Raw genomic sequence first — 23,675 nt, forward strand, 5'->3', positions numbered from 1 at the left:
GTCTCCGGGTTATTCGGGGGAGCGGGGTCAGCGCGGGGTGGATGCAATACTGCGCGGCCAGAACACGCGCCAGATACCCTTGGCGGTGGCGCAAACTGTGCCATTGGCATCCAGGAACTCCCCTTCGGCAAATGCCGTCGTGCGGCTGATGCGCACCACCTTGCCGCGTGCTTCGAAGCTATCGCCCACGGCGGCGTTGAGGAAGGTGATGTCGAGGTTGATCGTGAACTGGCGAAGCTCGAAGGGATCAATGTCGGACGCCTCGGGCATGGCCAGCAGCGAGGAGATGATGGCCCAGCCAAGCGCACCGTCGAACATATAGGAGATGACGCCGCCATTGAGCACGGTGTCCGAACCGCCGCCGCCGCGTTGGGTGGGAAGGGCCTTAGGAAGTCGTACAACAGCTCGGCCTACAGCTGTTTCTTCAACTTCAAGCCCTTGCGCCTTCAGAAAAGGGCTATCGTTCCAGCCTTGCTTGCAAGCTGCGATGCGGTCAAGGTTGGGGGCGTTGGTATTCATATTGAGCTCCTGTGGGTTGTCTAAAAAGCGTATGGGGTTCAAAGCATCGCGAGTTGCTCGATGCGCTGCACATGGGCCGCCAACGAACGGCGCGCCAGTGGCCAGAGCGCTGCGGGGGTGTCGTCATAGGCCAGAGTTAGCCAGTCGTCCAAGCCGCCTTGCGGGACGGCGCGCATGGCCGCTAGCACCCTGGCCTCGCGCCGCAGGCGGTGCGCCTTTAGCTGCGCAATGGACTGCGCCGCCCAGCCAATGACGTGACCGTGCGCCGGCAGGATGAACTCGATACCGTCCTTCTCGCAGATCTGCGCCAGGCGGTCCAGCGAATCGAGATGGGCGCTCATGTCGCCATCGGGCGGTTCGATGATGGTGGTACTTCCGCTGAGGATGTGGTCGCCCGAAAACAGCAGACCGTCTTCTTCGAGGATGATGCAGAGGTGGTTGGCTGCGTGCCCTGGTGTCTGGACCACGCGCAGCGTGCTTTTGTGCTCGCCATCGTGCAGCATCAGGCGCTCGCCATCGGCCAGAGCTCGGTCGGGGGCGAAGACAGCCGTGGAGCGGGCAGTGGCGGCGCATGCCAGGCCCAGCACCGGCGGAGTATGGCCTGCCAGGCGGGCGCAGGCCTGGGCCAGCGGCTGCGCGGCGGGGGAGTGGTCCGGGTGCGAGTGGGTGCAGACGATGGCCGTGATCTGGCCTGCCGTGAAAGCGAGCAGGCGCTCGATATGGTCGTTCAGCAAGGGGCCCGGATCAATGACGATGTAGCCGCTGGACGCGTCTCCAAGGATGTAGCTGTTGGTGCCGGGGCCGGTCATGATGCTGGCGTTGGGGGCGGTGAGACGATGCAGGTGCCGCAACAAGGGCACCGGCCGCTCGTGTTGCCAGTCCAGCGGGTGCTCGAGCTGGCCGTCCGGGCAGACCAGCGCGAGTTCGCCGTACGGCGCTTCATGCTCCATGAAACGCTGAAGTTGACCGCTGACCAGACCACCCCGAGGGCAGGAGTTCCACAGTGGCACGTCTTCGGTACAGGCCGCCAGGGCCTGCTCGGCTTGCTCGAAATCCGCCAACCAGTGCAGGGTGCGGATGGTTGGAAAGATCATGAAAAAGTTGCCGGCTTGGTGTTTCGTCAGCGCATCCTCGGGCCTGACCCAGACGGGCTCGAACTGTTCCATTTCGTCGGCCACCGGCTCCTGCTGGTCGGGCATCAGCGCAACGAAGAAGGCGGTGTTGAAACGCTTGGGCACGCTGCGATCGGTGGTCCAGCAGGCCAGCATGCGCGCCCGATCGAGCGTTAGTGACCAGCCCTGGCTTTGCAGTTGCGGGTACAGCGCTTCACTGCGGTCCAGCGCTTGAAGGTGGGTGCCGGTGATGGGCTTGTCATCGGCCTGCACCGCCAGCAGGATGCCCAATTCCTCGAAGGTTTCCCTCAGTGCAGCCAGTGCTGCCGTGCGGTAGCGTCCGCCCGCGTTGGGGGCGCGTGCCAGTGTATGCGCCTGGTGGTCGTCAGCGTCCACTCGCCCGCCGGGGAAAACATAGGCTCCAGGCAAGAAGCTGGCTTTTGGCGAGCGCCGGGTCATCAACACTTCGACGCCAAGCGCACCATCACGCAGCAGCAGCAGGGTGGCGGCCGGGTGCGCGGTGACCGGCTCTCTGTGGGGGTGGAGCTGCAATGTGGGGCGGACCATGGGCAGTGTCTGTTGAGCGAGGATGTGGGTTTGGGCTTCAGGCGCTGGCAGAGTGGGTGCGCAGCAAGGCGTCGAGCGTGCTTTCCAGGTGTGCGAGGGAATTGCATTCGCGCGCGATGTGGCAATAAGGGGCGTAGCGCTTCATCTCCGAATCGCCCAGGCCCCAGAACGACACCGGCTCGGGGTTGAGCCAGATGACCCGGCGCGCGCGCTGGTAGAGCAGTTGCATGACTTGAGCCTGGGCTTGACCGCGGTTGTTGCGCGCGTCGCCGAGAATCAGCACGGTGGTGCGGCGATCGATGTCCTCGAGCAACTGCGCCTCGATGTCGAGCAGCGTCTGCCCATAGTCGGTGCCACTGCCGCCCACCGCCTGCATCACTTTGTCGACCGCCTGTTCGACCGGCAGCGACTCAAAGGTGTCGCTCACCTCGACCAGGTGGTTGGTGAAAGCGAAGCTGCGCAGGTCGCTCACCTGCTCACCCAGACTGTGCAGGAACAGCAACAAAAAACGCGCGTACTGGCGCACCGAGCCGCTGACGTCGCAGATCGCCACCACGCGTGGCCGGTCCACCACTTTGGAGCGCCAGAAGGTCTCGAACATTACGCCATCGTAGGCAGCGTTTTTGCGCAGGGTCTTGCGAAAGTCGAGCTGGCCGCGCACCCGCTTCTTCTTGCGCCGCGAGTGGCGATCGGCCAGTCGCTGGGCGATTTTGCTAACGATGACGTGCATGCGCGCGAAATCACGCTTTTCGATGTTGGAGAGCTTTTGCGATTGCAGGAAGTCGTCGTGCAACTGGCGCGTCGGTGCCGTGCCGTAGAGCGCGAGTTTGCGTTCGACAAAATTGCGCACCTCCTCGAACAATTTCTTGCGCATCCGTTCGAGGTCTTTGGCACGCTCGGGCGCCAGCGTCTGGCGTTTGGCGTCAGAGATTTCGCGGTCCAGCAGCTCCAGCCCCATGGCCTGCTGGATCTTTTGGGTGTAGTAGCCCTTTTGGGTGAAAAACCAGATGTCGGTCAGGCCCACCTCGCGCGCGGCTTCCTGCATGCGCTTTGCCAGTGCCGCAGACTCACCCGACAGCAACAACTGCGACAAGGCCTGGCCACCGCTGCCCTGACAGCCGCCCGGCCCACCGGAACCGGTTGCGGTCTGTTTGTTTTGGGCTGGGTCCGGCAGGTCTTGCGCGGCCATGGCGTCTGAAGCGGGGTTGGCGTTGGGGTCGGTGTCGGGCCTGAAGGAGGGCTTGGCCGGACTGCCTTGCGCGGCCATGTTTTCGAAGGAATTGAAACGGAAGAAGCGGTCAAAGGCCTCGTCGTACAGGGCGCGATCCGGGGTGGTTTTCGCCAGTGTCGTGCCCAGTGCGCTTTTCAGGAGGGTGCGGTCGCTCCAGCCGACCAGCGCCACGGCGCGCGCCGCATCGACCTGGGCGTTGAGGCTGATCTCGAGGTCGCTGCCGCGCAGCGCCTTGAAGAAATCCTCAAGCGTGGCTTGCACGGGGAATCTCCGCATCCTTGCGCGCTTGTTGCAGCAGGGCCGGCAGTTGCTCGCTGGCCGAGGCGATGTCCTGCTCGAACTTGAGGAAGACACTGAGCGTGCCCTTCACCATGTCCAGGCTCAAGTGTTCGGCGTGCAGCAGCAGCAGCGTTTTGGCCCAGTCGATGGTCTCGCTGACCGAGGGCTGCTTTTTCAGGTCCATCTGCCGCACCGCCTGAATGAAAGCGACCAGTTCGCGGTTCAGTGTTTCCGACAGGCCTGGCACGCGGCGCTCCAGAATGCGCCGCTCCAGCTTCGCCTCGGGGAATGGAATGTGCAAGTGCAGGCAGCGGCGCTTGAGCGCGTCGCTCATCTCGCGCGTGTTGTTGCTGGTGAGAAAAACGATGGGCTTTACCTTGGCCTTGATGGTGCCGAGTTCGGGCACCGAGACCTGAAAGTCGGACAGCACTTCGAGCAGGAAAGCCTCGAACTCGGGGTCGGACTTGTCAACCTCGTCCACCAACAGCACGCAGCCGCGCTCCTGGTGCAAGGCCTGATAGAGCGGGCGCGGCTCAAGAAAGTGCTCGGAAAAGAACAGATCGTCGTGCGCATGCAGCCGCTCGATGGAGGCCGCGAGTCCCACCGCGCCTTGCATCATCTCCCCCAGTTTGTCCTTGAGGAGTTGCGTATAGAGCAATTGCTTGCCGTATTTCCACTCGTACAAGGCCTTGGATTCGTCCAGGCCTTCGTAACACTGCATGCGGATCAGGGGCACGTCGAGAATCTCGGCCATGCCCTTGGCCAGTTCGGTCTTGCCGACGCCAGCCGGGCCTTCGACAAGGATCGGCTTTTCCAGATTGAAGCCCAGATAGACCGAGGTGGCGATTTCGCGGCTGGCAATGTAGTCGACCGCAGCCAGCCGCTGCGCCAGGCCATCGATGGAGTCAAAGTGGGGTTGGTGTAGTGTTTTCACGGGGTTCCTTGGAGAGCAGCATTTTTTCGCCGGTTTGAAGTTGTCGGGATTCGGCGATGCCGCGGGCTATGCCCTGCACCAGGCGCAGATCGCGCGCCAGGTTGAGCAGGGTCGGTTCACGGTCGTCCAGGGCCGCGGCAAAGGATTCACAGGTGCCTTGCCAGCGATCAAGCAGGCGGCGCGCGCCCAGATTGAATGCCGCCAACGCCTCGTTGGGTCCGTGCTGGTCCAGGTGCTGGGCGGCATGACGTGCAACGGGCGAGAGGGCATCGAGTTCGAGTTGCAAGCCACCCAGGTCCCGGGTCAATGCAGGGGTCCGGGCGGAGCTTTGGAACCAGCGCGCCAATGTATCCAGCTCGGCTTGCATGGCGCCGAGCATGGGGCCCAGCAGCAGGGCGTCTTCGATCGCGCGCAGCGGCCGAGCGATGGTGTCGAAAGCCTGTCCAGGCTCGCCAAGGCGCTGGCTTTCCGGCACCCGGCAGCCGACAAGTTGCATGCCGCAATGGCCGAGCGGCGCCAGTCCGCGCACTTTGTCGTCCAGTTGGCGGGTCAGGCCCGGTGTGTTGACCTCAACGACGAAAGCATCGAAGCGCCTGCGCCCCTCGTGTTCGCCGCTCACGGCCAGCACGATGACGGCATCGGCTGCCGGGCCGTTGCTGACAAAGGCCTTGTGGCCGTCAAGGAGCCAGTCGCTGCCGTCCTGAATCGCCCGGCAGCTCAGGTGTTTGGGGTGTGCGCCGGTGCCGGGCTCGGAGATCGCGAGTGCCAGTAATGTGTCGCCAAGCGCCATGGATCGCAGCAGCGCACGATGCCGGTCGCTGCGCAGATTCGGCGCCAGCACGAAGCGTCCCAGCATCTGCTGCATCATCCACGCCATGCCCAGACCCAGGCTGGCGGATTCCCGGGCGACGATGCCGGCCACAGCGCTGACCTGCACGGCGTCCGTGACGGGCGCCCCGCCGTCGCTGTCGAAGCCCACACCGAGCAGGCCGCTGGCGCCGAGATGACGCCACCAGGCACGGGGGAAGCCGTGCGCGCAGTCAGGCGCTGGCGCGCCCGACAAGGCCAGGCGCATGGCCTCGGGCAGCGCCGAAGGCGGCATGTGCTGTGTGGGTGAGGCGGCGGACTTCATCCAGGGCTTCCGGCGTAAAACCCGAGCTGGCGCGCCGCCAGGTCGCGCATCACCTCTTCGGCGCCGCCACCGATGGCGTTGACCTTGACTTCGCGGTAAATGCGCTCCACCTTGACGCCGCGCATGAAACCGGCGCCGCCGTGCAGTTGCACCGCCTCGCTGGCGCAATAGGCCATGGTCTGGGTGGCCTGGTTCTTCAGCAGGCAGATTTCGCCCACCGGCGTATCGCCCTGTTCGACGCGCCAGGCGAGCAATTCCAGCATGGCCTGGGTCGCCTCGACGCGCATGGCCATGTCGGCGAGTTTGTGGCGGGTGACCTGCTGGTCGATCAGGCGGCCGCCGAACATCTCGCGCTCACGCGACCAGGCCAGCGCCTCGTCCAGGCAGACGCGGGCAAAGCCGTTGGCGCCGGCGGCGAGAAAGATGCGCTCGCGGTTGAAATTCTTCATGATGGCCTTGAAGCCCTGGTTTTCCACCCCCACCAGGTTCTCCACTGGCACGCGGCAATGGTCGAAATACAGGGCGGCGGTGTCGGAGCACCACCAGCCCATTTTTCTCAAAGGCGTTTGCGTAAAGCCGGGCGTGCCTTTCTCGATCAGCAGCAGCGACACGCCGCCTGGCCCCGGCCCGCCAGTGCGCACCGCCACGGTGTAGAAGTCGGCGCGCATGCCGGAGGTGATGAACGTTTTCGAGCCGTTGACGACATAGTGATCACCATCCCTGCGCGCCGTGGTCTTGAGGTTGGCCACGTCCGAGCCGCCGGAGGGTTCGGTGATGCCGAGTGCGCTGATCTTCTCGCCCCGCAGCACCGGCGGCAAGACGCGCTGCTTCAGCGCCTCGCTGCCCACGTTGACGATGGGCGGGCAGCCGATGGTGTGCGACAGCAGACTCGCCAGGACACCACCAGCACCGCAACGCGCCAGTTCATGCGCGGCGATGATGGTCATGAACAGGTCGCCGTCGTTGCCGCCGAAGGCTTCAGGAAAACCCAGGCCCAGCAGGCCGATTTCGGCCGCCTTGCGGTACAACGCGACAGGAAAGGACTCGGCTTCGTCCCAGGCATCCACGTGCGGACTGATTTCTCTGGCGACGAAGCGGCGCATCGCGTCGCGGAACGCCAGATGCTCGGGCGTATAGAAGGGACTCTTGGCAGGCAGGGTTTCGGCAGGCATGCGTTTTACTCTCCGTGGATGTGGCGTGTGTCGCGCGTGCCGAGCGGTGCGCGCCTCAATCAGGCTGCTCGACCAGTGACACCAACAATGCGCGCGTGGCAACCTGGTCGCCAGCGCGCACAGCTACCTGGTCCACCACGCCATCGCGACGGGCCAGCAGTTGATGCTCCATCTTCATGGCTTCGAGCACCGCCAGGCGTTGCCCCTTGGTGACCGTGTCGCCATGTTGGACGTCAACGGCCAGCACCCGTCCATTCATGGGTGCGAGCACGCGTGACTCCGTACTGCCTGCCGCCGCGGCCGGGGGGTCATAGGTCAGGTCTTCAAAGCTGGCACTCAGGTCGCCCAGCTCCAAGTGCAACACGCCGCCGGCAAACACCGCAGCCGCATGCTGCTGCACGCCATCGGCGATCAGGTGCAGGCACTCGCCTTCGCGCCCGCTGAGGGTGATGTGGTGCAGCGCCGCGCCCACTTCGAGCGTGTAGCTGTGGGTGCCAGTGACCGTGATGTGCACGGCATGGCGGTGTTCGCCCTCGCCGATCAGCATCGGCCAGCGTGCCGGTCCGCTGGAGCGCCAGGGCGCGGCTGCGACCGGCGTGGCGCTGGCTTCAAACCACAGCGTGCCGGCCAGCGCCAGCGCCAGCGAGTCGGGCTGGGGCCGCACCAGCGCCGCAGCGCCGAAGTGCTGGGCGATAAAGGCAGTGGTCGTTTCGCCAGCGGCGAAGGCCGGGTGGCTGGCCACGGCTTCGAGGAAGGCACGGTTGTGGGGCAGGCCGAGCAGGCGGGTGCGTTGCAGCGCACCGATCAGGCGCCGTCGGGCTTCGTCGCGGGTCGCGCCGTGCACAATGATTTTGGCGATCATGGGGTCGTAGTGCGGGCTGACGGTCTGGCCTGATGCCAAGCCGTGGTCAACGCGCACGCCTTCGCCCGTGGGCGGGCACCAGAGCGCAACATCGCCACTTTGCGGCAGGAAGCCGTTGTACGGATCTTCGGCGTACAGGCGCACTTCGATGGCGTGCCCGTTCAAGTGCACTTGCTCCTGCGTCAGCGGCAAGTGCTCGCCACGGGCCACGGCGATCTGCCAGGCCACCAGGTCCAGCCCGGTGATGCACTCGGTCACCGGGTGTTCGACCTGCAGCCGCGTGTTCATCTCCAGAAAGTAGAAGCGCCCTTCGCTGTCGAGCAGAAACTCCACCGTGCCGGCGCCGACGTAGTTCACGGTGCGCGCAGCCGCCACCGCCGCCGCGCCCATTTGCTCGCGCAGCTGGGGCGTGACCGCCGGGGAGGGCGCTTCCTCGAACACCTTCTGGTGCCGGCGCTGGATCGAGCAGTCGCGTTCGCCCAGGTGGATGATGTGGCCGTGCTGGTCGCCGAAGACCTGGATTTCGACATGGCGCGGCTCAATCACCGCGCGCTCCAGGATGAGCTCTTCGCTGCCGAAGGCGTTGCCTGCTTCCGAGCGGGCGCTGGCCAGGGCGACCGCGAGGTCTTGCGGGTGTTCGACCAGTCGCATGCCTCGCCCGCCACCGCCCGCCGCCGCCTTGACCATGATCGGGAAACCGATCTCGGCAGCCTTCGTGAGCAGCGTGGCATCGGACTGGTCGGTGCCCTGATAGCCCGGCACGCAGGGCACGCCCGCCGCCAGCATCAGGCGTTTGGCGCCGGCCTTGTTGCCCATTTTCAGGATGGCCTGCGGGTCCGGGCCGATGAACACCAGCCCGGCGTCCAGGCAAGCTTGCGCAAAGCCGTCGTTCTCGGACAGGAAGCCGTAGCCGGGGTGTACCGCGTCGGCACCGGTGCTGCGCGCCGCCGCCAGCAGCGCCGCAACGTTGAGGTAGCTCTCCCGTACCGGCGCCGGGCCGATGTACACTGCCTCGTCGGCCAAGGCAACATGCAGCGCTTGGGCATCTGCTTCGCTGTAAACGGCCACCGTGCGGTAGCCCAGCGCCTGGGCCGTGCGGATGATCCGGCAGGCGATCTCGCCGCGGTTGGCAATCAGGATTTTGGTGAAGTTCATCAGGGTTCTCACATCCGTGCCACGCCAAAGGTGTTCGAAAGCAAGGGCCGCAACCCGGCTTCCCGACACACCGCCAGGGTGGTGGCGAGCGCGCGGCGGGTGTCGCGCGGGTCGATGATGCCGTCGTCCCACAGGCGCGCGGTGGCAAACAGCGAATGCGATTCGAGGTCAAAACGTGCCAGGATCTCGCTTTTCATGGTGGCCATGGTTTCGGCGGGTGGCTCCTTGCCGGTGCGGGCAAATTTTTCTTCGGTGACGATGCGCATCACGGTGGCGGCCTGCTCGCCGCCCATCACAGCCACCCGCGCGTTGGGCCAGGCGAACACGAAGCGCGGATCGTAGGCGCGGCCACACATGCCGTAGTTGCCGGCACCGAAGGAGGCACCTGTCATCACGGTGATTTGCGGCACGGTGGCATTGGCCACGGCCTGGATCATCTTGGCGCCATGCTTGATCATGCCGACCTGCTCCACATCCTTGCCGACCATGAAGCCGGTGGTGTTCTGCAGATAGACGATCGGGGTGCCCGACTGGCAGCACAACTGGATGAACTGGGTCGCCTTGGTGGCGCCTTGCGGATCAATGGGCCCGTTGTTGCCGATGAAGCCGCAAGGGTATCCCTCGATGGCACCATGGCCGCACACGGTACTGGAGCCGTACAACGATTTGAATTCGAGGAAGTCGGAGTCGTCGATCACCCGCGCCAGCACTTCGCGCATGTCGTAGGGCTGGCGAAAGTCAACCGGCACCACGCCCGCCAGTTGCTCGACCGGATAACGCGGCTCTTTCCAGGTCTTCACCGCGCGCATCGGCAAGCGGTCGTTCCACGGCAGCCGCGCCAAGATGTCGCGTGCGATGCGGATGCCGTCCGCATCGTCCTCGGCCAGGTACTCGGCCACGCCCGACATCGAACAGTGCATCTCGGCGCCGCCCAGCTCTTCGTCGGTGGCGATCTCGCCGGTGGCGGCTTTTAGCAAGGGTGGGCCGGCCAGGAAAGCCTTTGCACGGCCGCGCACCATGATCACATAGTCGGACATGCCCGGAAGGTAGGCGCCGCCGGCAGTTGAGTGGCCGTGCATCACGCAGACCTGTGGAATGCCCCTGGCCGATAGCCGCGCCTGGTTGGCGAAGCCGCGGCCGCCTTCAATGAACACCTCGCCCACATGCATCAGGTTGGCGCCGCCGGACTCGACCAGTCGCACCACTGGCAGTTTGTTCTCCAGTGCGATGGCTTCGGCGCGAAGGCTCTTCTTCATGCCCATCGGTGTGATGGTGCCGCCCTTGATCGCGCTGTCGGATGCGATCACCACGCAACGGATGCCCGACACCACCCCGATGCCGCAGATGATCCCGCCCCCCAGCACGTTCTTCTCGCCGTCGTCGTCGTGCATCCTGAAGCCGGCCAGGGTCGAAAACTCCAGCCACGACGAGCCGCGGTCGAGCAGCAGCGCGATGCGCTCACGCGGCAGCAGCTGTTTGCGGGCGCGGAACTTGGCTTCTTGGCTGTTCGACGTGTTGCGCACACGGTCTTCGAGCGTGCGGAAACTGTCGATCAGCGCGAGCATCTGTGCGCGCTCGCGCTGGAAGCTCTCTGACTGCGGGTCGACTTGACTTTGAATGGCGGGCATGGGCGGTTCTCGCTGAAAGGTCGCAGTGAACGAATGGGGTCACAGGCCTGCTTACAGGTCGTAAAAACGCTCACCCTGGGCGGCCATGCGGCGCAGCAACTGCGGCGGCGCGAAGCGCGCACCGTGCCGCTCTGCCAGGCTCTCGCAGACTTTGACAAAGGCGGACACCCCCTGGCTGTGGATCTGGCCGATCGGGCCACCCAGGTAGGCTGGGAAGCCCCAGCCCAGGATCGCGCCGACATCGGCATCGATTGGTGCCAGCAGAACTTTTTCTTCGAGGCAGCGTGCTGTTTCGACGGACTGGATGAACATCAGGCGCTGCTTGACCTCTTCGACCGTGGGTTGCGTGGCCGCCAGCGGGAACGCCTGCGCCAGGCCTGCCCACAGTTGTTTCTGGCCATCTTGTGGGTAGTCGTAGAAACCTTTGCCGGTTTTTTTACCCAGTCGTCCCAGCTGGTCCACCATGCGGTCGCAGACGTCGTCGACGGCGCTGCGCTGGTAGGCCTTGCCGAGGTCGGTGGCGGTCTGTTTCCGGATGCGCGCCATCAATTCGAGCGAGACTTCGTCGGCCAGCGCCAGCGGCCCCACCGGCATGCCGGCCATGCGCCCGGCGTTGTCGATCAGCGCCGGCTTCACGCCTTCGGCCAGCAGCGCCAGGCCTTCGCCGACGTAGGTCGAGAACACCCGGCTGGTGTAGAAGCCGCGGCTGTCATTGACGACGATGGGCGTCTTGCGGATCGCCTTGACGAAGTCCATGGCACGGGCCAGGCATTCGTCACTGGTGGCCTGGCCGCGAATGATCTCCACCAGCGGCATCTTGTCGACTGGCGAGAAAAAATGCAGGCCGATGAAGTTGGCCGGACGTGCGGACGCCTCGGCCAGCCCGCTGATGGGCAGGGTGCTGGTGTTGGAGGCGAAGAGGGCGCCGGGGGCGATCACCGCCTCGGCCTTGCGCGTCACGTCGGCCTTGATGGCGCGGTCTTCAAACACCGCTTCGACCACAATGTCACAGCCTGTCAGGTCGGCGAAGTCGGTGGTCGGCTTGATCAGGGTTAGCTTGGCAGTGCACTCGGCCTCGGTCATGCGCTTGGCGGCCACGCGCTTGTTCCACAGGTTCTCGCTGTAGGCCTTGCCCTTGGCCGCGCTGTCGGTGCTGCTGTCGAGCAGCACCACTTCCATGCCGACCTCGGCGGCGGCGAAGGCAATGCCCGCGCCCATCATGCCAGCCCCCAGAATGCCGACCTTGCGGTAGCTGGCCTGAGGCACGCCCTTGGGCCGGGAGGCCAGCTTGCTGGCGGCGGGGATGCCAAAGAACAGCGAGCGGATCATGTTCTTGGCCTCTTTGCCGGTCGTCAGCTTGACGAACTCGCGCATCTCGACCTTGCAGCCGGTGTCGATGTCGATCTGGCAGCCGTTGTAGACGCAGTTCAAGATCGCCTCAGGTGCGGGATAGTTGCCAAAGGTCTTGGCGCGCAGCATGGCGTTGCCAGCGGTCAAAGTGTCGTAGCCCATGGGGCTTTGCACGGCGCCGCCCGGCAGCTTGAAACCCTTGCGGTCCCAGGGCTGAACAGCGGCAGCGGCACCGTCAGTCAGCAGCCACTGCCTGGCGCGGGCCAGCAGTTGGTCGGCCGGCACGACTTCATCGACCAGACCCGCATCCAGGGCTTTTTGCGGGGCGAGCTTTTTGCCTTCGAGCAGGAAGGGCAGCGCGTTGCGCACACCGATCATGCGCGGCAGACGCTGCGTGCCGCCGCCGCCGGGCAGCAGGCCAAGGCCCACCTCGGGCAGGCCGATCTGGGCCTTGGGGTTGTCGGCGGCGATGCGTCGGTGGCAGGCCAGCGCGACCTCGTAGCCGCCGCCCAGCGTGGTGCCGTTGAGGGCCGCGACGAAGGGCTTGCCGCTTTTCTCAATGCCGCGCATCAGGGCGTGCAACTGGGTGACGAAGTCCATCATTTCGGCAACGTCCGTGATGGCGAGCATCATGTTGAGGTCGGCACCGGCGATGAACTCGGGCTTGGAAGAGGTGACGATCACGCCCTTGACGGCAGCGTCCGCGACGGCCCTGCGCACGGCGTCGGAGAAGGCAGGAATGGATTGCTCGTTGAGGACGTTCATGGGCACGTCCTGCATGGCCCAGGTGATGGTGGCGATGCCATCGGCATCAAGCTTGTAGTCAATCGTCATGTTGGTGATCCAGGTCTGTGATGAGGTTCACGTCGTGCCGAGGCTTCAGACGCGCTCGATGATGGTGGCTGTGCCCATGCCGGCGCCCACGCACAGCGTGACCAGGCCGGTCGACAGGTTGCGCCGCTCGAGTTCGTCGAGCAGGGTGCCCAGAATCATCGCGCCAGTCGCGCCCAGGGGGTGCCCCATCGCAATCGCCCCGCCGTTGACGTTCATCTTGTCGTGCGTGACTTTCATCACTTCCATGAAACGCAGCACGACTGAGGCGAAGGCTTCGTTCAGTTCATAGAGGTCGATGTCGCTGGCCTTCATGCCAGCGAGCTTGAGCGCCTTTTCCGCCGAATAGGAGGGGCCGGTCAGCATGATGGTGGGCTCGCTGCCGATGGAGGCGAACGAGCGGATGCGGGCACGGGCTTTCAGGCTCAGCCGTTTGCCGACTTCGGCGTTGCCGACCAGCACCGCAGCCGCGCCGTCAACAATGCCCGATGAGTTGCCGGCATGGTGCACGTGCACCATGCGCTCGATCTCGGGATAACGCTGAATGGCCACCGCGTCGAAGCCGTATTTCTCGCCCTGCACCTTGAAAGCAGGCTCCAGCTTGGCCAGCGACTCCAGCGTGGTTTCGGCGCGCATGTGTTCGTCGCGCTCAAGCACGATGCAACCGTTCACATCCTTCACGGGAACGATCGAATTGGCGAAGCGGCTCTCGGCCCAGGCGAGTGCGGCGCGGCGCTGGCTTTCGACCGCGTAGCTGTCGACGTCGCTGCGGCTGTGGCCGTAAAGCGTGGCAATCAGATCGGCCGAAATGCCCTGCGGCACGAAATAGGTCGGAATCGCCACCGCTGGGTCAATCGCCCAGGCACCGCCGCTGGTGCCCATGGGCACACGGCTCATGCTCTCCACGCCGCCGCCGATGACCAGTGGCGACTGACCCGACATCACCTTGGCGGCGGCCATGTTGCAGGCCTCCAGGCCCGAGGCGCAAAAGCGATTGACCTGCACGCCGGCAGCGCTTTCGTGGTACCCGGCGGCAATGGCCGCAACGCGCGCGATGTTGGCGCCTTGCTCACCGGCGGGTTCGACGCAGCCGAGGATGATGTCGTCCACGAAGGCGGTGTCCAGGGTGTTGCGGTCGCGTAGTGCCTGCAGCGCGGTAATGGCCAAACTGATGGGCGTGGTGCCGTGCAGCGCACCCGAGCTGCGGCCCTTGCCGCGCGGCGTGCGCACGGCGTCGAAAATGAATGCTTCGGTCATGTTGGGTTTCCTTCTTTCTGAATCTGGGGATGCGATAGGCAAGAGGGCGGAAGAGCGGCAGGCGGCTGGCAGCAGTTGCTACAGCGTGCGGCTGATGATTTCCTTCATGATTTCGTTGGCGCCACCGTAGATGCGCGCGACGCGCGCATCCGCATAGGCGCGGGCAATCGGGTACTCCCACATGTAGCCGAAGCCGCCGAACATCTGCAGGCATTGGTCGATCACCTTGCAGTGCAGGTCGGTGGTCCAGTACTTGGCCATCGCGGCGGTGGCGGCATCAAGTTGACCGTCCATCAGCAGGCCGAGCAGACGGTCGACAAAGACCTGTGCGATCTGCACCTCGGTTTTCATTTCGGCGAGCTTGAAGCGGTTGTGCTGGAAATCGATCACGCGCTGGCCGAAGGCCTTGCGATCCTTGGTGTAGGCCAGGGTCCATTCGAGCGCGGCCTCGGCGCCCGCCACCGCGCCGATGGCGATCTGCATGCGCTCCCAGGCCAGTTCCTGCATCAGCAGGAAAAAGCCCTTGCCATCCCCGCCGAGGATGTTGCTGGCCGGCACGCGCACGTCTTCGAAGAAGAGTTCCGAGGTGTCCTGCGCCTTCATGCCGATTTTTTCGAGATTGCGCCCGCGCGTGAAGCCGGGGCGATTGGTCTCGACCAGCACCAGCGAGGTTCCCTTGGCGCCTTGCGTCGGGTCGGTCTTGGCGACAACGATCACCACGTCGGCGTTCTGGCCGTTGGTGATAAAGGTCTTTTGACCATTGATCACAAGTTCGTCGCCGTCACGGACCGCACTGGTGCGCACGCTTTGCAGGTCGCTGCCCGCGCCCGGCTCAGTCATGGCGATGGCGCCAATCACTTCGCCGGTGGCCATCTTCGGCAGCCAGTTGCGCTTTTGCGCCTCGGTGCCGTAGGCCAGGATGTAGGGTGCCACGATGTCGGAGTGCAGGCCGAAGCCAATGCCGCTGGTGCCGGCGCGCGAGACTTCTTCAATGAGCACAGCACTGTGCAGGCGCGTACCGCCACCGCCTCCGTATTGCTCGGGTATGGCGGGGCACAGCAGGCCGGCGGCGCCGGCCTTGCGCCAGACGGCGCGCGGCACGATGCCATCGTTTTCCCAGCCGGCGTGATGAGGTATGACTTCTTCTTCCAGAAAGCGACGTGCCTGGTCCCGGAAGAGTTCGTGTTCTTCACCGAAGAGGGTGCGGTTGAGCATGGGTCTGTCCATGAAGTTCGATTGGCATTGGCACTGGCATGGCCGACGGTCGCGAAGAGTTGCTCGTCCACGTGGGAAAGCGCCGGAAGCACCCAACGCACGATAGACAAACCAATCGACCAAACGCTTGTTAGATGATATAGTATACGGCATGGCAAAGGAGCAAGACAACCCACTCTCGCGCAGAGATGCGATCCTGGCGGCCGCGGCGAGCCGGTTCCGGCGCCAGGGTTTTGAGCGCACTTCGGTGCGCGAGATTGCCCAAGCCATGGGCATGACTTCAGGCTCGCTCTTCTACCATTTCGCGACCAAGGAGGATCTGCTGGTGGCGATCATGGAGGAGGGTGTTCGCGACATCATGCGGTCGGTGCGCGACGGGCTGGCTGGCGAAGTTCGCTTGCCCGAGCGGCTGCTGTCGATGGTGCGCAGCCACCTGAAGGCTTTGCTGGGTACGAGGCTCGACGCCATGACCGTGCTGCTCTATGAGTGGCGCAGCCTTTCGCCGGCCGCCCAGACCCGGGTGATGGCATCGCGCGACGCCTACGAGACCTTGTGGATGACGCCGATCAGCGAGGCTGCGGCGCTGGGCCTGGTCGATACAGATGTCGTGTTGGTGCGCCAGACAGTTCTCGGTGCCCTCAACTGGACGGCGCAGTGGTACCGGCCTGGCGGGCGTCTGGACATCGATGCGTTGGCGCAGCGCATGTACGCGATGCTGTTTCCTCGTGTGGCCGCATCGGGAGTGAGCCGTGATTGAACGGGCCGGATTCGGCTTTCATCTTACCGTTTTCAATTGTTTATTTTTAGTCACATGGAGATAAAGTGAAGATATTGGTCGCCGTCAAGCGGGTGCTGGACTACAACGTCAAGGCCCGCGTCAAGTCCGACGGTTCGGGAGTCGATCTCGCGAACCAGAAGTTGTCCATGAACCCTTTCGACGAGATCGCCTGCGAAGAGGCGGTGCGCCTCAGGGAGGCCGGTGTCGCTTCTGAAGTGATCGTTGTTTCCTGTGGCCCGGCGGCTTGCCAGGAAACGCTGCGCAGCGCCATGGCCATCGGCGCTGATCGCGCCGTGCTGGTTGAAACTGACGCCGCGCTCGAACCGCTCGCGGTGGCCAAGCTGATGCAGCATGTGGCCCAAAAAGAAGGTGTGCAGTTCGCCATCTTCGGCAAGCAGGCGATTGATGACGACGCTGGCCAGACTGGCCAGATGTTTGGCGCGCTGATGGGCTGGGCCCAGGCCAGCTTCGCCTCCAAGGTGCAGATCAGCGGCGACACGGCCACCATCACTCGCGAGATCGACGGTGGCCTGGAAACCCTGGCCATGAAGCTGCCGGCCGTGATCACGACCGACCTGCGCCTGAACGAGCCGCGCTTCATCACGCTGCCCAACATCATGAAGGCCAAGAAAAAGCCGATGGAGGTGATCAAGGCGGCCGAGCTCGGCATCGACATTGCGCCACGCACCGTGACCCTGCACGTCAGCGAGCCGCCGACCCGCAAGGCCGGCATCAAGGTGGCCGACCCGGCCGAACTCGTCAAACGACTCAAAGAAGAAGCGAAGGTGATCTGATGACAACCCTGATCATTGCGGAACACGACAACGCCGTACTCAAAGCGGCCACGCTGAACACGATTGCCGCCGCCACGCGCATCGGCGGCGACATTCATGTGCTGGTGGCGGGCCGCAACTGCGCTGCCGTGGCCCAGACTGCGGCGGCGGTTGCGGGCGTGAGCAAGGTGCTGCACGTTGACGCGGCGCACCTAGAGGCCCACCTGGCCGAGAACCTGGCCGAGCTGGTGCGCTCACGCGTGCGCGCCGATGTCGGCTACACCCATGTGCTGGCGCCAGCCACCGCCTTTGGCAAGAACGTGCTGCCGCGCGTGGCGGCCTTGCTGGACGCCTCCCAGGTGTCGGACGTGATCGCGATCGAGTCGCCCGACACCTTCCTGCGCCCGTTCTATGCCGGCAACGCGCTGGCCCGCGTGCAATCGAAGGATGCCATCAAGGTGCTGAGCATTCGCACCACCGCCTTCGACCCGGTCGGTGCGGGCGGCACGGCAGCGGTCGAGACGCTGGACGCGGCTGGCGATCTCGGCTTGACCACCCTGGTCGGGCGTGAGGTGGTGAAGCTGGAGCGCCCGGAACTCGCCGCTGCATCGGTCATCGTATCGGGCGGACGCGGACTGGGCGCGGCCGACAAGTTTCACGCCGTGCTGGAGCCGCTGGCCGACAAGCTTGGCGCGGCGATCGGCGCCTCGCGCGCCGCCGTCGACGCCGGCTACGCGCCCAACGACTACCAGGTCGGCCAGACCGGCAAGATCGTGGCACCCCAGTTGTACGTGGCGGTTGGCATCTCGGGCGCCATCCAGCACCTGGCCGGCATGAAGGACAGCAAGGTGATCGTTGCGATCAACAAGGACGCCGAAGCGCCGATCTTCCAGGTGGCCGACTATGGGCTGGTGGCGGATCTGTTCACAGCGGTGCCCGAATTGGTGACTGCGTTATAGGTTGCAGCGGATGCCGAGGTAAAGCAGAGGCCAGGCCTGTTCCTGGCAGTATGGTCGGCGGCACCGGCCAAACAATTCAAAAAGTAGGAGACATCGATCATGAGCCCATCAACCTCCGTCATCGCTGATGTGCCATCCCCTGGCGCAATTGCCCGCGTGGCCATCGGCGACTTCCTGCGCCGCTCGGCAGCGCGAGACCGCGCCAAGACGGCGTTCGTGCTCGGCGATCAGAGCATGAGCTACGGTGAGCTCGATGAGCGCGTGACCCGCTGCGCCAATGCCTTGCTGGCCGCTGGCTTGGTGCGAGGTGACCGCGTGACCACGCTATGCAATAACTCGCTTGAGTTCCTGGTGGCCATGTTCGGCATCCATCGCGCCGGCCTGATCTGGGTGCCGATCAACACGGGCCTGGGGCTGGATGACGTTCGCTACATCATCGACCACTCTGAGGCGCGCTTCCTGCTGGTGGATGCCGCTCTGCTGGTGCGCCCGGAGTTGCGTGCAGCCATCGAGGCGCAGCCCGGTCGCGGATGGGTGCTGGAAGGCGAGGGGGCTGGGGCTTTCTGCAGCTTCGCTGCAGCGATTGCTGCGCAGTCTGCCACTGAGTCCGAGGTCGAAATTCATGACCGCGACGTAGCCCAGATCATGTACACCAGCGGAACCACCGGCCGCCCTAAAGGGGTGATGCAAAGCCATTTGTCGGTGGTGATGGCAGCGATGAACAACGCGCTTGAGTTGGGGGTGTGGCGCGATGCCGTGAACATTGCCGTGCTGCCCCTCTTTCATTGCGCCCAGCACACGCTGATGTGCGGCGTGCTGGCGGGCGGCGGCACGGTGATTGTGATGCGCGCTTTCGAACCCGCCGCCATGCTCGACGCCATCGAGCGTGAACGGGTGACCTTGCTGGTGGGCTTGCCGCTGATGCACCAGGCCATGCTCGATCATCCCTCGCGCCCGGGGCGCGACCTGTCGAGCCTGCGCATGTGCGTGTACGCCATGGCGCCCATGGCCGAGACCCTGCTGCGCCGCCTGATCGCCGAGTTCTGCCCGAATTACTCATTGGCCACCGGCCAGACCGAGATGTACCCGCTCACCATGGCCTTCCGGCCCGAAGAGCAGCTTAAACGCTTTGGTTCCTACTGGGGCGCCAGTGCATTGATCAACGACACGGCGGTGATGGACGACGCGGGCCAGCTGCTCGGCCCCGGCGAGGTCGGCGAGATCGTGCACCGCGGTCCGAACGTGATGGAGGGCTACTACAAAAATCCCGAAGCCACCGCCGAGGCACGCGCTTTCGGCTGGCACCACACCGGTGACCTCGGCATGTGGGTCGATGGCCAGATGATGTTCAGGGACCGCAAGAAGGACATGATCAAGACCGGCGGCGAAAACGTGCCGTCCATCAAGGTCGAGGCCACGTTGCTGCGCCACCCGGCGGTGGCCAATGTGGCGGCGGTAGGTTTGCCGCACCCGCGCTGGGTCGAGGCGGTCACCGCCTTCGTGGTGCTCAAGCCAGGGGCGCAGGCCGACGAGGCCGAGTTGATCAACCACTGCAAGGAGCATCTCGGTGGCTTTGAGGTGCCCAAGGCGATCCGCATCGTCGATGCCTTGCCGATGACCTCCACCGGCAAGATTCAAAAGCATCCGCTGCGTGACAGCTATCGCGCCCTGTACGAGGACATTGAACGATAGGTGTCGGGAAGGTCATGGGGTGTGCAACACACGCCCGCGCCTGTGACCAGGCTGCTTGCAAGGCGTGCTTCGGCTTGAGGTCCTAACTAACCACCGTTCTGTCAATATGTTCGCATGACCTTTATCGAAACCAGCCGGTTTCCGGCAGGCGCGGACAGTCGCCCTTGATCCTTGATCCTTGATCCTTGATCCTTGTTCATCCCACCGTCAGAAAGGTTTTCCATGTCCGTCGTTCCTGCCATCTTGCTTGCGGTTGATGCCGACGGCATTGCGACCCTGACCCTCAACCGGCCCGATCAGCTCAATGCCTTCGATCTTGAGATGGTGGATGCTTGGCGCGCAGCACTTGAGCAGGCCGAAGCTGATGAGCGAGTCAAGGTCATCGTCGTCACCGGTGCCGGTCGTGCTTTTTGTGCCGGCGGCGATTTCGAGGAGATGGCCAAATTCAGCGAAATGGACAGCATGGGACGCAAGGATTTTCTGTACCGCCACGTGCATCGCATTGCGCTCACGCTGGAGCGGATGGAAAAACCGGTCATTGCCGCTGTCAACGGCGCTGCGCGAGGCGCTGGCTGCGACATGGCTTTGATGTGCGATATCCGTTTGATGGCCAGCTCAGCCACGCTTGCCGAGAGTTATATCAACATCGGACTGATGGCTGGTGATGCCGGTGCCTGGTACTTGCCGCGCCTGATTGGCACCGCGCGCGCGCTTGAGTTGTTCTGGACCGGTCGCGTGGTGGGGGCGGAAGAGGCCGAACGCATTGGCATGGTCAATCGCGTGGTGCCCGATGCCGAACTGATGACCGCCACCTACGATATGGCGCGCACCATTGCCGCCAAGCCGCAGCAGGCGGTACGCTTTTTTCGCCGCGCCGTCTACCAAAGCCAGACCATGGCGCTCGCCACGCACTTGGACATGGTGTCCTCGCACATGGCGGTGCTCGAAGACACGCCTGAGCATCGCGCCGGCATTGCGGCTTTCCGCACCCGCTCGCGCGCCAGCAAGTAAAAAAGGGCGGCGCCGTGCAAGGCATTCTGAGTGGCATCACCGTCATCGATCTGTCCCGCTTGATTGCCGGGCCTTACGCGGCCATGGTGCTGGCCGATCTGGGCGCGCGCGTCATCAAGGTCGAGGCGATCACCGGCGAGGAGGGGCGGCATTTTGGCCCGCCGTTTTATGGCGACTCCAGCGTCGCTTTCATGACCTGCAACCGGGGCAAGGAGTCGATCGCGCTGGACATACGCACCCCTGCCGGGCGCTCGGTGCTGGAGCGGTTGATTTCAAAAGCCCAGGTTCTGGTGCACAACTTTCGCCCCGACTTTGCCGAGACACATGCGCTGACCTACGACGCGGTGCGGCGCATCAACCCGACGCTGGTGTACTACATGGTCAGCGCCTTCGGTGAGCAGGGCGACTACCGGCTCAGGCCCTCGGTCGACAGCGTGGTGCAGGGCATGACGGGGGCCTTCTACGCCAGCGGGGAAGAGGGCAATCCACCGGTTCGTATCGGCTTGCCGATCATCGATGTGGCGTCCGGCATGTGCGGCGCGTTGGGCGTGCTGGCCGCGGTGATGCATTGGCAGCAGACCGGCCAGGGGCAGCGCGTGGAGTTGTCCCTGGTGGACACCATGTTCAATTTTCTTGCCAGCAAGGTGGGTGAATATGCGGTTGAGCAGCGCGAGCCGGTTCGTGCGGTGAACCTGCCGATTGCTGTGCCGAGCCGTCACTTTCGAGGCTCCGACGGTGCCTGGTTCAGCGTGTCGGTGGTGAATGAAGGTGCGTTCAAGCGGTTTTGCGCCGTCATCGAGCGGCTGGAGTGGCTCAACGATCCGCGTTACCAGCGCAATGCGGTGCGCATTGCCAACCGGCCGGCGCTGCTGGCTGAACTGGAGGCGATTTTCATCACCCGTTCGGCGGCTACCTGGGTGGCAGCCTTCGAGGCCGCCGATATTCCCTGTGGTCCGGTGAACACGGTGTCCGAGGCCATGGCCGACCCGGTGCTGGTCGCCCGTTTCGTGGAGCATCCTGAGATGCCGGGGCTGCCGCTAATCCCTTTTCCGGCGCAGCTTGCCGCGGGCATGCGCAAGATCGGTGACATGCTGGCACCTCCCGCGCTGGGGCAGCATACCGGGCCGGTGTTGGGCGAACTGGGCTATGGTGGGCCGGAGATTGCCCAACTGGTGCGCGACGGGGTCGTGCGCCTGCACGAAACTGCCATGGCAACCGCAGCAGTAGGGAAACCATGAGCAAAACTTCGCCCGACATTCTGTGGATCCCCAGCGCGGATCGCATCGAGGGTGCCGAGTTGACCTGTTTCCAACAATGGCTGGAACGCGAAAAAGGCGTGCGCTTTGCCGGCTACGAGGCCTTGTGGCAATGGTCCGTGGATGACTTGGAGGGTTTCTGGGGCGCCATCGTCGGCTATTTTGAGCTTCCGCTCGACGACTGGAATGGCCCGGTTCTGAGCGATCGGCAGATGCCGGGCGCGCAATGGTTTGTGGGCGCGCGCACCAACTATGCGCGGCAGGTGTTCCGGCACGCTACGGATGCCAGACCGGCCATCGTTTTTCGCAATGAAGCGGGCGAGCGGGCGGACATGTCTTGGCGCACGCTGCAGGACCAAGTGGCGGCGCTGGCGCAGTGGCTGCGCGCAGCGGGCGTGGGGCCGGGCGACCGCGTGGTGGCCTACCTGCCCAATATTCCGCAATCCATCGTGGCTTTTCTGGCCACGGTTTCCGTGGGGGCGATCTGGTCGGTGTGCTCGCCCGACATGGGGGCGCCCACGGTGCTGGACCGTTTCCGGCAAATCGATCCGAAGGTGTTGATCGCGGTCGATGGCTACCGCTGGGGTGGCAAGCGCTTCGACCGGCGCGACACCGTGGCCATGCTGCTCGACGGGCTGCCCAGCGTCGAGCGCTGCGTGCTCCTGCCCTACCTGGAGCGCAGCGCCAGCGTGGGCGCGCTGCGCGGTGGCGTGCTCTGGAGCGAGGTGGTCAGCGGCCCAGCTGAACTGCGCATTGAGTCAATGCCTTTCGACCACCCGCTGTGGGTGGTGTATTCATCGGGCACCACCGGCTTGCCCAAACCCATCGTGCACGGCCATGGCGGCATCGTGCTGGAGCAGGTCAAGCTGATGCGCCTGCACAACGACCTCGGTCCCGAAGACCGCTTCCACTGGTTTTCCACCACGGGCTGGATCATGTGGAACTGCCAGGTGGGTGGCTTGCTGGTGGGGGCGACGGTCTGCCTGTACGACGGCGCCCCGGCCTGGCCCGACTACACCACGCTGTGGCGCTTCGCGGGGGAAGTCGGCGTGACGTTTCTGGGTGCCGGTGCGGCGTTTTATGCGGCCTGCCAGAAAACAGGCGTAGAGCCGCGCGAGGTGGGCGCGCTGGGGCCGCTGCGCACCGTGGGTTCGACCGGCTCGCCACTGTCCCTGGAAAGCTACCAGTGGATTGCCAAGCATGTCGGGCGCGATGTCTGGATCAACCCGATCTCCGGCGGCACCGACTTCGCAGGGGCCTTCGTCGGCGGCGTGCCGACCCTGCCCGTTGTCGTGGGAGAAATGCAGGGGCGCTGCCTCGGGGCGCGCGTCGAGGCCTTCAACGAGCAGGGCCAGCCGGTCGTGGACGAGGTGGGTGAGTTGGTCTGCACCGCGCCCATGCCGTCCATGCCCCTCTACTTCTGGAACGACCCCGGCAACCGGCGCTATCTGGACAGTTATTTCGACATGTACCCCGGCGTCTGGCGGCATGGCGACTGGCTTCGCATCACACCGCGCGGCGGCGCAATCATCTACGGCCGCAGCGACACCACCATCAACCGCCACGGCGTGCGCATGGGCACGAGCGACATCTACAGCGTGGTCGAGGCGCTGCCCGAAGTGCTCGACAGTTTGGTGGTCGATCTTGAGTTTCTGGGGCGCGAAAGCTATATGCCGATGTTCGTCGTGCTGCGCCAGGGCGTGGCGCTGGACGCGCCGCTGATCGGGCGCATCAAGAGCGCCATCCGCGCGGCCGCGTCGCCGCGCCATGTGCCGGACGAGGTGTTTCCCGTGGCCGAGGTGCCGCGCACGCTCACCGGCAAGAAGCTCGAACTGCCGATCAAGAAGCTGCTGCTCGGCCAGCCCATCGACAAAGTGGTCAACCGCGATGCGCTGGCCAACCCCGCCAGCCTTGACTGGTTTCTTGAGTTTGCGCGCGTGCGTGCCACGCAGACCCGATAGT

At 64.6% G+C, this 23,675-nt stretch carries 18 protein-coding genes; 7 read left to right on the forward strand and 11 right to left on the reverse strand.

Features of this window, described 5'->3' with window-relative positions:
• Positions 1-27: 27 nt before the first annotated feature.
• The 11 genes from ABSY19_RS20830 to ABSY19_RS20880 form a co-directional block, all read right to left on the reverse strand.
• Complete coding sequence (locus ABSY19_RS20830; RefSeq protein ID WP_082586013.1) at positions 28-519, reverse strand: PaaI family thioesterase; 492 nt, start codon at positions 517-519, stop codon at positions 28-30.
• Between the two features lie 38 nt (positions 520-557).
• Positions 558-2,198, reverse strand: coding sequence for an MBL fold metallo-hydrolase (locus tag ABSY19_RS20835; protein ID WP_382155597.1), 1,641 nt, complete (start codon positions 2,196-2,198; stop codon positions 558-560).
• A gap of 37 nt (positions 2,199-2,235) precedes the next feature.
• On the reverse strand, positions 2,236-3,600 hold the full coding sequence (locus ABSY19_RS20840) for a VWA domain-containing protein (RefSeq protein ID WP_382155600.1): 1,365 nt from the start codon (positions 3,598-3,600) through the stop codon (positions 2,236-2,238).
• 73 nt (positions 3,601-3,673) lie between these two features.
• Positions 3,674-4,642 carry a MoxR family ATPase gene (locus ABSY19_RS20845; protein ID WP_069047335.1) on the reverse strand — a complete coding sequence of 323 codons (969 nt, stop codon included), beginning with the start codon at positions 4,640-4,642 and terminating at the stop codon, positions 3,674-3,676.
• The gene (locus ABSY19_RS20850; RefSeq protein ID WP_056278464.1) at positions 4,614-5,774 is read right to left on the reverse strand and encodes an acyl-CoA dehydrogenase family protein; all 1,161 of its coding nucleotides are present in this window, start codon (positions 5,772-5,774) and stop codon (positions 4,614-4,616) included. Before ABSY19_RS20850 ends, ABSY19_RS20845 begins: the two co-directional genes overlap by 29 nt.
• Entirely contained in the window at positions 5,771-6,946 is a 1,176-nt protein-coding gene (locus tag ABSY19_RS20855) for an acyl-CoA dehydrogenase family protein (RefSeq protein ID WP_069047333.1), read from the reverse strand. The genes ABSY19_RS20850 and ABSY19_RS20855 overlap by 4 nt, the downstream gene beginning before the upstream one ends.
• 55 nt (positions 6,947-7,001) lie before the next feature.
• A complete protein-coding gene (locus ABSY19_RS20860; RefSeq protein WP_069047332.1) occupies positions 7,002-8,963 on the reverse strand; it encodes an acetyl/propionyl/methylcrotonyl-CoA carboxylase subunit alpha in 1,962 nt (653 codons plus the stop codon).
• A gap of 8 nt (positions 8,964-8,971) precedes the next feature.
• On the reverse strand, positions 8,972-10,591 hold the full coding sequence (locus tag ABSY19_RS20865; protein WP_056278454.1) for an acyl-CoA carboxylase subunit beta: 1,620 nt from the start codon (positions 10,589-10,591) through the stop codon (positions 8,972-8,974).
• 51 nt (positions 10,592-10,642) lie between these two features.
• Positions 10,643-12,775 carry a 3-hydroxyacyl-CoA dehydrogenase NAD-binding domain-containing protein gene (locus ABSY19_RS20870; protein ID WP_056278451.1) on the reverse strand — a complete coding sequence of 711 codons (2,133 nt, stop codon included), beginning with the start codon at positions 12,773-12,775 and terminating at the stop codon, positions 10,643-10,645.
• A 45-nt stretch (positions 12,776-12,820) separates the two neighbouring features.
• The gene (locus tag ABSY19_RS20875; RefSeq protein ID WP_069047331.1) at positions 12,821-14,029 is read right to left on the reverse strand and encodes an acetyl-CoA C-acetyltransferase; all 1,209 of its coding nucleotides are present in this window, start codon (positions 14,027-14,029) and stop codon (positions 12,821-12,823) included.
• Between the two features lie 78 nt (positions 14,030-14,107).
• Positions 14,108-15,244, reverse strand: a complete 1,137-nt coding sequence (locus tag ABSY19_RS20880; RefSeq protein WP_056278445.1) for an acyl-CoA dehydrogenase family protein — start codon at positions 15,242-15,244, stop codon at positions 14,108-14,110.
• Between the two features lie 151 nt (positions 15,245-15,395).
• Here ABSY19_RS20880 and ABSY19_RS20885 point away from each other — a divergent pair, with 151 nt between their 5' ends.
• From ABSY19_RS20885 to ABSY19_RS20915, 7 genes are all read left to right on the forward strand, one after another.
• Positions 15,396-16,001, forward strand: a complete 606-nt coding sequence (locus ABSY19_RS20885; protein ID WP_056278444.1) for a TetR/AcrR family transcriptional regulator — start codon at positions 15,396-15,398, stop codon at positions 15,999-16,001.
• Between the two features lie 65 nt (positions 16,002-16,066).
• Positions 16,067-16,816: an electron transfer flavoprotein subunit beta/FixA family protein gene (locus ABSY19_RS20890; RefSeq protein WP_056278441.1), complete on the forward strand. Its 750-nt coding sequence runs from the start codon at positions 16,067-16,069 to the stop codon at positions 16,814-16,816.
• The gene (locus ABSY19_RS20895) at positions 16,816-17,754 is read left to right on the forward strand and encodes an electron transfer flavoprotein subunit alpha/FixB family protein (protein WP_069047330.1); all 939 of its coding nucleotides are present in this window, start codon (positions 16,816-16,818) and stop codon (positions 17,752-17,754) included. Before ABSY19_RS20890 ends, ABSY19_RS20895 begins: the two co-directional genes overlap by 1 nt.
• Before the next feature lie 99 nt (positions 17,755-17,853).
• Entirely contained in the window at positions 17,854-19,446 is a 1,593-nt protein-coding gene (locus tag ABSY19_RS20900; protein WP_056278436.1) for an AMP-binding protein, read from the forward strand.
• A 222-nt stretch (positions 19,447-19,668) separates the two neighbouring features.
• Positions 19,669-20,457, forward strand: coding sequence for an enoyl-CoA hydratase/isomerase family protein (locus tag ABSY19_RS20905; RefSeq protein WP_056278432.1), 789 nt, complete (start codon positions 19,669-19,671; stop codon positions 20,455-20,457).
• Positions 20,458-20,471: 14 nt separating this feature from the next.
• Positions 20,472-21,695 (forward strand): CaiB/BaiF CoA-transferase family protein, encoded by a 1,224-nt coding sequence (locus ABSY19_RS20910; protein WP_056278429.1) that lies wholly within the window; start codon positions 20,472-20,474, stop codon positions 21,693-21,695.
• Complete coding sequence (locus ABSY19_RS20915; protein ID WP_069047328.1) at positions 21,692-23,674, forward strand: acetoacetate--CoA ligase; 1,983 nt, start codon at positions 21,692-21,694, stop codon at positions 23,672-23,674. The genes ABSY19_RS20910 and ABSY19_RS20915 overlap by 4 nt, the downstream gene beginning before the upstream one ends.
• Position 23,675: the final 1 nt, after the last annotated feature.

It is taken from the genome of Hydrogenophaga sp. ANAO-22 (assembly GCF_042466645.1).
GTDB lineage: Bacteria > Pseudomonadota > Gammaproteobacteria > Burkholderiales > Burkholderiaceae_C > Hydrogenophaga.

What these genes read in the sequence shown, in the direction of transcription:
- ABSY19_RS20830 (WP_082586013.1), bottom strand. Translation starts at nt 519, where the DNA reads ATGAATACCAACGCCCCCAACCTTGACCGCATCGCAGCTTGCAAGCAA.
- ABSY19_RS20835 (WP_382155597.1), bottom strand. Translation starts at nt 2,198, where the DNA reads ATGGTCCGCCCCACATTGCAGCTCCACCCCCACAGAGAGCCGGTCACC.
- ABSY19_RS20850 (WP_056278464.1), bottom strand. Translation starts at nt 5,774, where the DNA reads ATGAAGTCCGCCGCCTCACCCACACAGCACATGCCGCCTTCGGCGCTG.
- ABSY19_RS20855 (WP_069047333.1), bottom strand. Translation starts at nt 6,946, where the DNA reads ATGCCTGCCGAAACCCTGCCTGCCAAGAGTCCCTTCTATACGCCCGAG.
- ABSY19_RS20860 (WP_069047332.1), bottom strand. Translation starts at nt 8,963, where the DNA reads ATGAACTTCACCAAAATCCTGATTGCCAACCGCGGCGAGATCGCCTGC.
- ABSY19_RS20865 (WP_056278454.1), bottom strand. Translation starts at nt 10,591, where the DNA reads ATGCCCGCCATTCAAAGTCAAGTCGACCCGCAGTCAGAGAGCTTCCAG.
- ABSY19_RS20870 (WP_056278451.1), bottom strand. Translation starts at nt 12,775, where the DNA reads ATGACGATTGACTACAAGCTTGATGCCGATGGCATCGCCACCATCACC.
- ABSY19_RS20875 (WP_069047331.1), bottom strand. Translation starts at nt 14,029, where the DNA reads ATGACCGAAGCATTCATTTTCGACGCCGTGCGCACGCCGCGCGGCAAG.
- ABSY19_RS20880 (WP_056278445.1), bottom strand. Translation starts at nt 15,244, where the DNA reads ATGCTCAACCGCACCCTCTTCGGTGAAGAACACGAACTCTTCCGGGAC.
- ABSY19_RS20885 (WP_056278444.1), top strand. Translation starts at nt 15,396, where the DNA reads ATGGCAAAGGAGCAAGACAACCCACTCTCGCGCAGAGATGCGATCCTG.
- ABSY19_RS20895 (WP_069047330.1), top strand. Translation starts at nt 16,816, where the DNA reads ATGACAACCCTGATCATTGCGGAACACGACAACGCCGTACTCAAAGCG.
- ABSY19_RS20900 (WP_056278436.1), top strand. Translation starts at nt 17,854, where the DNA reads ATGAGCCCATCAACCTCCGTCATCGCTGATGTGCCATCCCCTGGCGCA.
- ABSY19_RS20905 (WP_056278432.1), top strand. Translation starts at nt 19,669, where the DNA reads ATGTCCGTCGTTCCTGCCATCTTGCTTGCGGTTGATGCCGACGGCATT.
- ABSY19_RS20915 (WP_069047328.1), top strand. Translation starts at nt 21,692, where the DNA reads ATGAGCAAAACTTCGCCCGACATTCTGTGGATCCCCAGCGCGGATCGC.